This is a genomic window from Oscillibacter sp. UBA6647 (genome assembly GCA_002455655.1).
Taxonomy (GTDB): domain Bacteria; phylum Bacillota; class Clostridia; order Oscillospirales; family Oscillospiraceae; genus Oscillibacter.
The window spans coordinates 1-7,845 of sequence record DKLF01000155.1 but is presented as its reverse complement, the minus strand read 5'-3'; the positions used below and the strand labels follow the sequence as shown (position 1 = coordinate 7,845).

The following is a 7,845-nucleotide window of genomic DNA, read 5'->3' as shown; positions in this document are numbered from 1 at the left end:
CTTCCGATCTGGCGGGCGCTTTTTCGACTTCAAAGATAGGGAAATTTCAATCATGGGGGGAGTTCAATTGCGCCGGATCCGCGGCGTGAAAACCTGTGTCACTCCAAAGAGATGACGGAGACGGGACAGCCGTCCCGGGCCTCCTCGGCCGCGCTCTCCGCATCGGTGGGCACGGGATCAGTGTAGACCTCCGCCGGGCCATCGTCGCCCATACGGAAGACCTCGGGACAGGTGGACTCGCACAGTCCACAGGAAATGCAGCCGTTTCTGTCAATTTTTGCGTTCATAATGCCAAATCTCCTTCCTTTCAGTTCCCTCAATCAAATGCGTTTGCAATCAGGCGTTCAAAAACAGATCAATGTCGTCCTCAACTGTTCCGATGCCTGCAATGCCGAATTTTTCCACCAGCACCTTTGCCACGTTGGGAGACAAAAAGCCCGGCAGGGTGGGTCCCAGATGGATATTCTTCACGCCCAGATACAACAGCGCCAGCAGCACAATCACGGCCTTTTGCTCATACCAGGCGATATTGAACGCGATGGGCAGCTTGTTGATGTCGTCCAGCCCAAAGACCTCCTGAAGCTTCATGGCGATGACTGCCAGAGAGTAGGAGTCGTTGCACTGGCCTGCGTCCAGCACTCTGGGAATGCCGCCGATGTCGCCAAGGCCCAGCTTGTTATAGCGGTATTTGGCGCAGCCTGCCGTGAGAATCACGGTGTCCGCCGGAAGCTTTTTCGCAAATTCGGTGTAATACTCCCGGGATTTCATGCGCCCGTCGCATCCGGCCATGACGAAGAATTTCCGGATCGCGCCGGATTTCACGGCTTCCACCACCTTGTCCGCAAGGGCTAACACCTGATTGTGGGCAAAGCCGCCCACGATGCTGCCGGACTCGATCTCCTCGGGAGCGGGCAGGGTCTTGGCCAGGGCAATGACTTCGGAGAAGTCCTTTTTGCCGTTTTCGTCGGGGTCGATATGCCGGCAGCCGGGATAGCCGGAGGAGCCGGTGGTGAAAATTCTGGCGCGGATTTCCTCGCTTCTGGGGGGCACAATGCAGTTGGTGGTAAAGAGAATGGGGCCGTGGAACGGACCGAACTCATCCACCTGCCGCCACCAGGAGCCGCCGTAGTTTCCCACAAAGTTATCATACTTCTTGAAGAAGGGATAGTAGTGGGCGGGCAGCATTTCGCCGTGGGTGTAAACGTCCACGCCGGTGCCCTTCGTCTGCTCCATCAGTTGCTCCAAATCAGCCAGATCGTGGCCAGAGATCAGGATGGCGGGATTTTTCCGAACGCCGATGTTTACCTCGGTAATTTCGGGGCTGCCGTATTTGGAGGTGTTGGCCTCGTCCAGCAGCGCCATGGTCTTCACGCCATACTCGCCGGTTTTCAGGGTCAGAGCCACCAGATCGTCGGCGGTGAGGGTGTCGTCCAGCGTCGCCGCCAGAGCTTCATAGATAAAGGCGCTGATGCTGTCGTCTTTTTTTCCGAGGTTTGCCGCGTGCTCGGCATAGGCGGCCATGCCTTTCACACCGTAAATGATCATTTCCCGCAGGGAGCGCACGTCCTCGTTCTCCGTGGACAGCACGCCAACGTCCGCCGCTTTTTCCAGCATGGAGGCCCGGCCGCCCACCGTAAAGGTGGCCGCGTCGTGCAGGCTTGCCACAGAGGTCTTCAGGCCATCCCGGATGGACAGCATCCGCTTGATCTGCGTCTCGATAGATCCGTCGTCAAAGTTGGCGTTGGTAATGGTCATGAACAGGCTGTTGATTACTTCGCGGTTCGTCCCGGGCATGGCACCGACATCCAGCTTTCCCAGAATGACGCGTTCCGATACGCCCTTGAGAGTGTAAATCAGCAAATCCTGAAGCTTGGCCACCTCCTCGGTTTTGCCGCATACGCCGCGCATGGTGCAGCCTTTTCCTCCGGCGGTTTCCTGACACTGATAGCAGAACATACTCATTTCCTTTTTTCCTCCTTTAGTATTTATGGAACCTGTTGATGGGGGTAATCGGGGAATGGGATGATGCGCTTTTGTTTCCGTTGGCTGATACCTAACATTTATCATCCCAAAGGTCGTTTGTCAATCCAAACCCGCATACTCTGAATTTCAGCAGTCTGCCCGGAATGGGCCGCTGATTTGGCGTGGGGACACTTCTGTATGAGAGTGTGAGACGTTTGAATTGACTTTATGCTTTGAGTGTACTATGATTCAGACAGCAAGTCGGTTGGAATTCCAACAAAAGAGGATTTTATGAAAAAATATTTTAACGTGTTAAAGGCGACGGAGCTGTTTCGGGGAATTGAGGAGGCGGATTTTGAGCCGCTGCTGCGCTGCCTGCAAGTCAGAACGGTTCGCTATGAAAAAGGGCAGGCTGTTTTTTCCGGGGGAGAGCAAATTCGGGAATTTGGCGTGGTGCTGACGGGGCAGGTGCAGGTGATTCAGGACGACTATTACGGAAACCGCAGCATCCTTGCGAATATCGGGCCGGGCAACCTGTTCGGTGAGTCTTTTGCCTGTGCGGGGGCGAAGGCGCTGCCCGTGGGGGTGATGGCGCTGGACGCGTGCGAGCTGCTGTTTATCGATTGCGGCAGGCTGACCGCGCTCTGCACCCGGGCCTGCGATTTCCACAACCGGCTGATTCAAAACATGCTGCGTATCGTCTCCATAAAAAACATTGCGCTGACTCAGAAAATTGAGTTTACCTCCCGACGGACCACGCGGGAAAAGCTGCTGGCCTATCTATCGGCAGAGGCTCGGCGGGCGGGGGGGAGCCGCTTTGCGATTCCTTTCAACCGTCAGGAATTGGCGGATTATCTGTGTGTAGAGCGCAGCGCCATGTCGGCGGAACTTGGAAGGCTACGGGACAGCGGCGCTTTGAACTTCCATAAAAACGAATTCGAGCTGCTGTAATTTAAGGCGGCTCTTTGGTCCTGTGTCCATGGGGAAAATTTTTTTAATAGAAGGAGACGCCAAACCTCGTTTGGCGTCTCCTTGCGCGGGTTGCCGCCGGTTGCGGAGGAGGAGGGAGATTAGTGCTCCTTATGCTCTTCAGAGCTTTGGTCGGTGTGCTTCATCCCGTCCGGAGAGGGTGCACCGGACGGAGAGGACGGGTCGGATGTGGGATTGATTGCGCCCGTAAAGCGAGTGGAACCCGTGGCGCCAAGAGAACCGTAGGCCCCGATGGAGCCGACGGAGCCCATGAAATTTCTGCTCTCCCGGCGAAGCTGGCGAGATATATTTTCATCCTGTCCATAGCCGCTTCCGGAAGAATTTGTGCCGTGCTGCCAGTCCTGCTGAGAGGTGGGATTGGCCTGAGTTGTATCATCGGCGTAGGGGATTCCGGGGTCCCGCTGCTTTTTTTGGCGGTTTTTTTCGTCGGGGAATTCCAAATCGTCTTTATACTGATCGGTGTGTTTATCCATAAAAATACCCCTTTCTGAGTCGAGGACTCGGATTTAGTTTGTGCGAAAGACTGTGTTTTATCAGTAAAAAGGAAAAATTCGGCGGGGATTTCCCCGCCGAAATAAAGAGTCATATTTTGTCTGCCGGAATGTTATCCAAGAGCCACGTCCAGCACCATCATTACGCTGAAGCCAGCCGCAAAAAACACGGTGCCGATGTTGGAATGGCCGCCCTCCGACATTTCGGGAATCAGCTCCTCCACCACCACATAAAGCATGGCTCCGGCGGCAAAGCTCAGAAGATAGGGCAGAGCGGGAACCACCAGTGTGGCGGCCAGAATGGTCGCCACCGCGCCCAGCGGTTCCACAAGGCCGGAAAGCACGCCGCCCGCAAAAGCCTTTCCCTTGCCCATTCCCTCAGAGCGCAGAGGCATGGAAATGATGGCTCCCTCGGGGAAATTCTGAATGGCGATTCCGATGGACAAAGACAGGGCCGCTGCGGCGGTGATAGAGGTTTCGCCGGAGAGAAAGCCCGCGTACACCACGCCCACGGCCATCCCCTCCGGGATGTTGTGAAGCGCCACCGCCAGCACCAGCATGGTGGTTTTTTCAAGATGGCTTTGAGGGCCCTCGGCCTGCTCGCTGCCACGGTGAAGGTGAGGAATGATGTGATCCAGCAGAAGGAGGAACAGCACGCCGATCCAAAAGCCCACAACCGCCGGGACAAAGGACCAATTTCCCATGTCCGCCGACTGATCGATGGCGGGAATCAAAAGACTCCAGATGGAGGCCGCCACCATCACACCGGCGGCAAAACCGGTAAGGGCGCGCTGTACGCGGTCGCCCAGGGAATCCTTCATAAAAAAGACACAGGCTGAGCCTGCCGTCGTGCCGATAAACGGGATTAGAATGCCTTGCAATACATCCATGTTCATAAAACGCATCTCTTCTTTCTAAGTGCCAAATGATGTTAATTTTTAAAACAGCATACTGTATCCGTTTGGCCTTGTCAACACGGGCAGGCGGATTTTGTTTGTCCCGGCTCGTGAAATGGCACAGCAGGGGGCCGATTTCTGCCCCCTGCTGTGTTCTCCCCCGGCGGGGGCGGTTTAATACGGATAAACGTAGTCCGTGATTTCCTCCGCCGGTTCAATGGAAGAGACATGAAGCTGCGGTTCGGGCGCACCCTCGAAGGAACCCACCTGCAAAACGCCGGTGACGGTGACCCACGAATCCGCCGCCAGCCCTGCCACGTCGTCGTATTTGCATACGATACCGCAGGGGGACAAATCCGCCGCGCAGCAGGACATCATCAGCCGGGCGGGAACAAACTCGTCCGCGTTCAAAGACGGAATGTCCTTTAGGACAAAGCCCGTCATGGTAATCTCAAAGCCTTCAAAGCGGTCGGGATGCACGAAAAGCTCACTGCACCAGTTGTAGAACTCGCTGTCAGGAATCGTGACGGTCTTGGCCTCTGCATCGTACCCGTGGAGATAGCCGATCACCTGCCCGCTGGCTCCCTCCATAGTATATACGCCGTCCTCTGCCGCAGTCTCTGGGCTTTCTGAAGAGGAAGAGGGCGCGGTGGACGAAATGGCGGGCGGCTGACTGTCCGCCCCGCCAAAGGCGCTGCCGCCGGTGAGCAGGCCCCCGGAGCTGACAGTGCTGATCTGCTCATGGGGCAGCAACACCAGCAGCACGGGAATGGCCAGCAAAAAGCAGTGGGCGGACCGCCTGCGGTACTGCGGATGGAACAGGCGCGTGGCGGAAAACACGGCGCAGACCAGAAGTGCCCCGGCGGAAAAGAAAAGATACGGCTTTACCCGCGGAGCAACATAAGAGAGGTACGCGCCCGAAAGCGCCAGATAGATAAGGACCCCGGAAAAGGCCAGCAGGCAGACCACCTCCAGAGCGGCCTGAGGGTTCAAAGTGCCGCGCTTCATACCAACACCTCCCCGAGTCCCAGAGAAAAGGCGGCAAAAACCACCGCGCCGCATACGGCAAACATAGTGAAAGCCAGACGGAGCACAAACTTTTTAGAAAAGCTCCCCGAGAGCATCAGTACATTTTTCACGTCCATCATAGGGCCGAATACCAAAAAGCCCATCAAAGCCCCCATGGGAAACTGGGCCGCAAAGCTTCGGGCCACCACCGCGTCGGACGAAGAACACAGGGAAAACAAAAATGCCATCGCCATCATCAGCAGCAGAGGAAGCAGCAGGCCTTCTCCCGCGCCGGTCCGGGACAGGTCCGCGCCCATGGTCTGAAACAGGGCCGAGACAAACGCGCCCAGCAGCAGGTACTTTCCAACGCTGAAAAATTCAGACTGAGCGTGAAGCATAAAGCTTTCCAGCTTTCCCGCCCCCGGGTCCGCCACACAGCCGCAGCCGCACAGCGCGCCAAGCCCGCCGCCGGTGAGAACGTCAGATTTAAACTTGGCCCCTGAGAAGGTCAGCCCGATCAGAACCGCGCAAAAGAGCCCCAGACCCACGCGGCAGGCCACAATTTGCCAGTTTCCGCCGAAGGCGTACCAGGTGCTGAGCATGACCACCGGATTGATGACCGGCGCGGCGGAAAGAAACGTGACCGCCGCGGACAGGGGAACCCCCTTGCGCACAATGCTGCGAAACACCGGAATAGAGGTGCAGTCGCATACCGGCAGACAAAAGCCCGCCAGTAAGGCAAACAAAAAGCCGCCTGCCGGGTGCTTTGGAAATTTTTCCGCAATCAGCTTGTCGGAAATAAACACCTGAATTGCGGAAGAGAGCAGCACACCGATCAGCAAAAAGGGAACCGCCTGCAAGAGGATGCCCAGAAATACGTTCACCACGCCGTCTACACGGGTTCCGCCCAATACCAGCCGCAGCAGGAGGTAGGCGACGCAAAAGTAAACAAGGCTCAGAAGGAAAAAGGTGTTGGGTGCGGGCCGGGGCTTTTGCAGGGCCTTTTCAATGTCACGGAGCCAATCAGACCTCAGCACGGAAACGCCGGGATTCAGTCCCCGCAAAAGCTGGCGCAGACGGCGAAACTCCTTGTCCCGGGCGTTTCGCAGCACGATGAAGTCGCAGCCCGAAATTTGATCGGTCAAGGCGGCCCCTGCGCCGCCCAGCAGACGCTCCAGCGCCTCTCCGTCCCCTACGTGCAGAATTTTCTGGAGACGGCAGAAGTCTCCGGTCGTCATGGTGACTTGTCGGCTTGGAGCGGGGAAGAGGGCCTGCAAATCCCGGATGGGCAGCATCCCGTTCCACTCGACCCAGATTTCGTCGATTTGCTCCGGGTCCTGCTCCAGCAGGTATTGATAGATTTTTTTGGATGCCGCCTCCGGGTTTCGCTGCACCTCCCGGATGGAAAGGCGAAGAGGCTTCAACTCCTCCACATACGAGGCGAGGTCCTCCTCGCCCTCCTCAAAAAAGATACAGCGTGGGTTGATACCCTCCCGCAGGCGGGATTGGATCAGGCTGTTTAAAAGCGTCGTCTTTCCGGCGTCCAGAAAGCCGGTGATGGCGAAAACCGGGATATAGTCTCCTTGCGGGGAGACCGCCTCCCGTCGCCGCACAAACGGCGGAGAAAATGGCTGCTTCACAGTAAAATTGCCTCCTATTTTTTGTTTCAGATACAAAGAGGCAGGAAAAGAGCACCCTTGGCTGGGAAGACGTGTATGTCTTCCAAAGCCGGGGCGAATTCTTCTCCTGCGGGGCAATCAATTGTTCAGCCGAATTTTAAGCCTCAGCAGCGACAAAGGACACAAAAGGGCGGCGCAGCACAAAAGAAGCGCCGCCGCCGGATAAAAAAGAACATTCCCGAAAAAAGTGCCGGAGCCGACGGCCGCGTCTCCCGTTTTTTCCACCGCTTGCAGGCAGACCGTAATCCGCGCGCAGACGGTGCAGTCTTCCCCTGTGCAGCGGTGGCGAAGGTGCGTCGCCGAGTACCACTCCGCAAACCACGCTGTCGCCAGAAGCGTGGCCAGCAGTGCGATTGCCAGTATTCTGATTCGGACTGCTTCGCGGCGCATGGGGGCCTCCTTTCCTGACGGGCAAGGGCGCGGAGCTGCAAAAGCCGTCCTCCCTTGCCAGAACGGTTCTCCCAATGGATTTCCCTCATTTTAAAGGAGACGGTCGGCCTTGTCAAGCGAAGCCCGGCGGACCCAGCCGCCTTTAAAGATGCGCAGATGCGGGAGATTTTCTGTAAAATATGCGCTGAGCGCTGTCCCGGATGGTTTGTGACTTCCGTTGTAAAAGCGCGTTTTCCGGTCATACTAAACGGAGGAAGCTGCCGCCGTCGGCCTGTGTCTCAAGAGAACCGGGTGTGGCTGCGTTTACCGGCTTTACAGCAATTGCGTGGCGCGTATGTGTGACGAAGCTTGAGCCGGTGGCTTTATAATAAAGACGTTTTATGTCCGACAAAGGTTTCGGACCAGACACGGTTCAGAAGACCGGGGACG

8 protein-coding genes are annotated in these 7,845 nt (G+C 56.7%); 1 reads left to right on the top strand and 7 read right to left on the bottom strand.

Going from position 1 to position 7,845, the window contains the following annotated elements; translation table 11 throughout:
• Nucleotides 1-98 precede the first annotated feature (98 nt).
• Together B2W96_RS11330 and hcp are read right to left on the bottom strand one after the other, a co-directional pair.
• On the bottom strand, nt 99-287 hold the full coding sequence (locus B2W96_RS11330; protein ID WP_293010482.1) for a ferredoxin: 189 nt from the start codon (nt 285-287) through the stop codon (nt 99-101).
• 49 nt (nt 288-336) lie between these two features.
• Entirely contained in the window at nt 337-1,962 is a 1,626-nt protein-coding gene (gene hcp / locus B2W96_RS11325; protein ID WP_293010480.1) for a hydroxylamine reductase, read from the bottom strand.
• Between the two features lie 291 nt (nt 1,963-2,253).
• Between hcp and B2W96_RS11320 the strand changes: the two genes are divergently transcribed.
• A complete protein-coding gene (locus B2W96_RS11320; protein ID WP_293010478.1) occupies nt 2,254-2,913 on the top strand; it encodes a Crp/Fnr family transcriptional regulator in 660 nt (219 codons plus the stop codon).
• Between the two features lie 119 nt (nt 2,914-3,032).
• Here B2W96_RS11320 and B2W96_RS11315 read toward each other — a convergent pair whose 3' ends face one another.
• The 5 genes from B2W96_RS11315 to B2W96_RS11295 form a co-directional block, all read right to left on the bottom strand.
• Nucleotides 3,033-3,425 (bottom strand): hypothetical protein, encoded by a 393-nt coding sequence (locus B2W96_RS11315; protein ID WP_293010476.1) that lies wholly within the window; start codon nt 3,423-3,425, stop codon nt 3,033-3,035.
• 131 nt (nt 3,426-3,556) lie between these two features.
• Nucleotides 3,557-4,339, bottom strand: coding sequence for a ZIP family metal transporter (locus B2W96_RS11310; protein ID WP_293010474.1), 783 nt, complete (start codon nt 4,337-4,339; stop codon nt 3,557-3,559).
• Nucleotides 4,340-4,513: 174 nt separating this feature from the next.
• Complete coding sequence (locus B2W96_RS11305) at nt 4,514-5,347, bottom strand: TIGR03943 family putative permease subunit (RefSeq protein ID WP_293010472.1); 834 nt, start codon at nt 5,345-5,347, stop codon at nt 4,514-4,516.
• A complete protein-coding gene (locus B2W96_RS11300) occupies nt 5,344-6,987 on the bottom strand; it encodes a permease (protein ID WP_293010470.1) in 1,644 nt (547 codons plus the stop codon). The genes B2W96_RS11305 and B2W96_RS11300 overlap by 4 nt, the downstream gene beginning before the upstream one ends.
• Before the next feature lie 117 nt (nt 6,988-7,104).
• Complete coding sequence (locus B2W96_RS11295) at nt 7,105-7,416, bottom strand: AraC family transcriptional regulator (protein ID WP_293010468.1); 312 nt, start codon at nt 7,414-7,416, stop codon at nt 7,105-7,107.
• Between the last annotated feature and the right edge of the window lie 429 nt (nt 7,417-7,845).

Coding starts and splice junctions, on each gene's coding strand:
- B2W96_RS11330 (WP_293010482.1), bottom strand. CDS start 287: ATGAACGCAAAAATTGACAGAAACGGCTGCATTTCCTGTGGACTGTGC.
- B2W96_RS11305 (WP_293010472.1), bottom strand. CDS start 5,347: ATGAAGCGCGGCACTTTGAACCCTCAGGCCGCTCTGGAGGTGGTCTGC.
- B2W96_RS11295 (WP_293010468.1), bottom strand. CDS start 7,416: ATGCGCCGCGAAGCAGTCCGAATCAGAATACTGGCAATCGCACTGCTG.
- hcp (WP_293010480.1), bottom strand. CDS start 1,962: ATGAGTATGTTCTGCTATCAGTGTCAGGAAACCGCCGGAGGAAAAGGC.
- B2W96_RS11310 (WP_293010474.1), bottom strand. CDS start 4,339: ATGAACATGGATGTATTGCAAGGCATTCTAATCCCGTTTATCGGCACG.
- B2W96_RS11315 (WP_293010476.1), bottom strand. CDS start 3,425: ATGGATAAACACACCGATCAGTATAAAGACGATTTGGAATTCCCCGAC.
- B2W96_RS11320 (WP_293010478.1), top strand. CDS start 2,254: ATGAAAAAATATTTTAACGTGTTAAAGGCGACGGAGCTGTTTCGGGGA.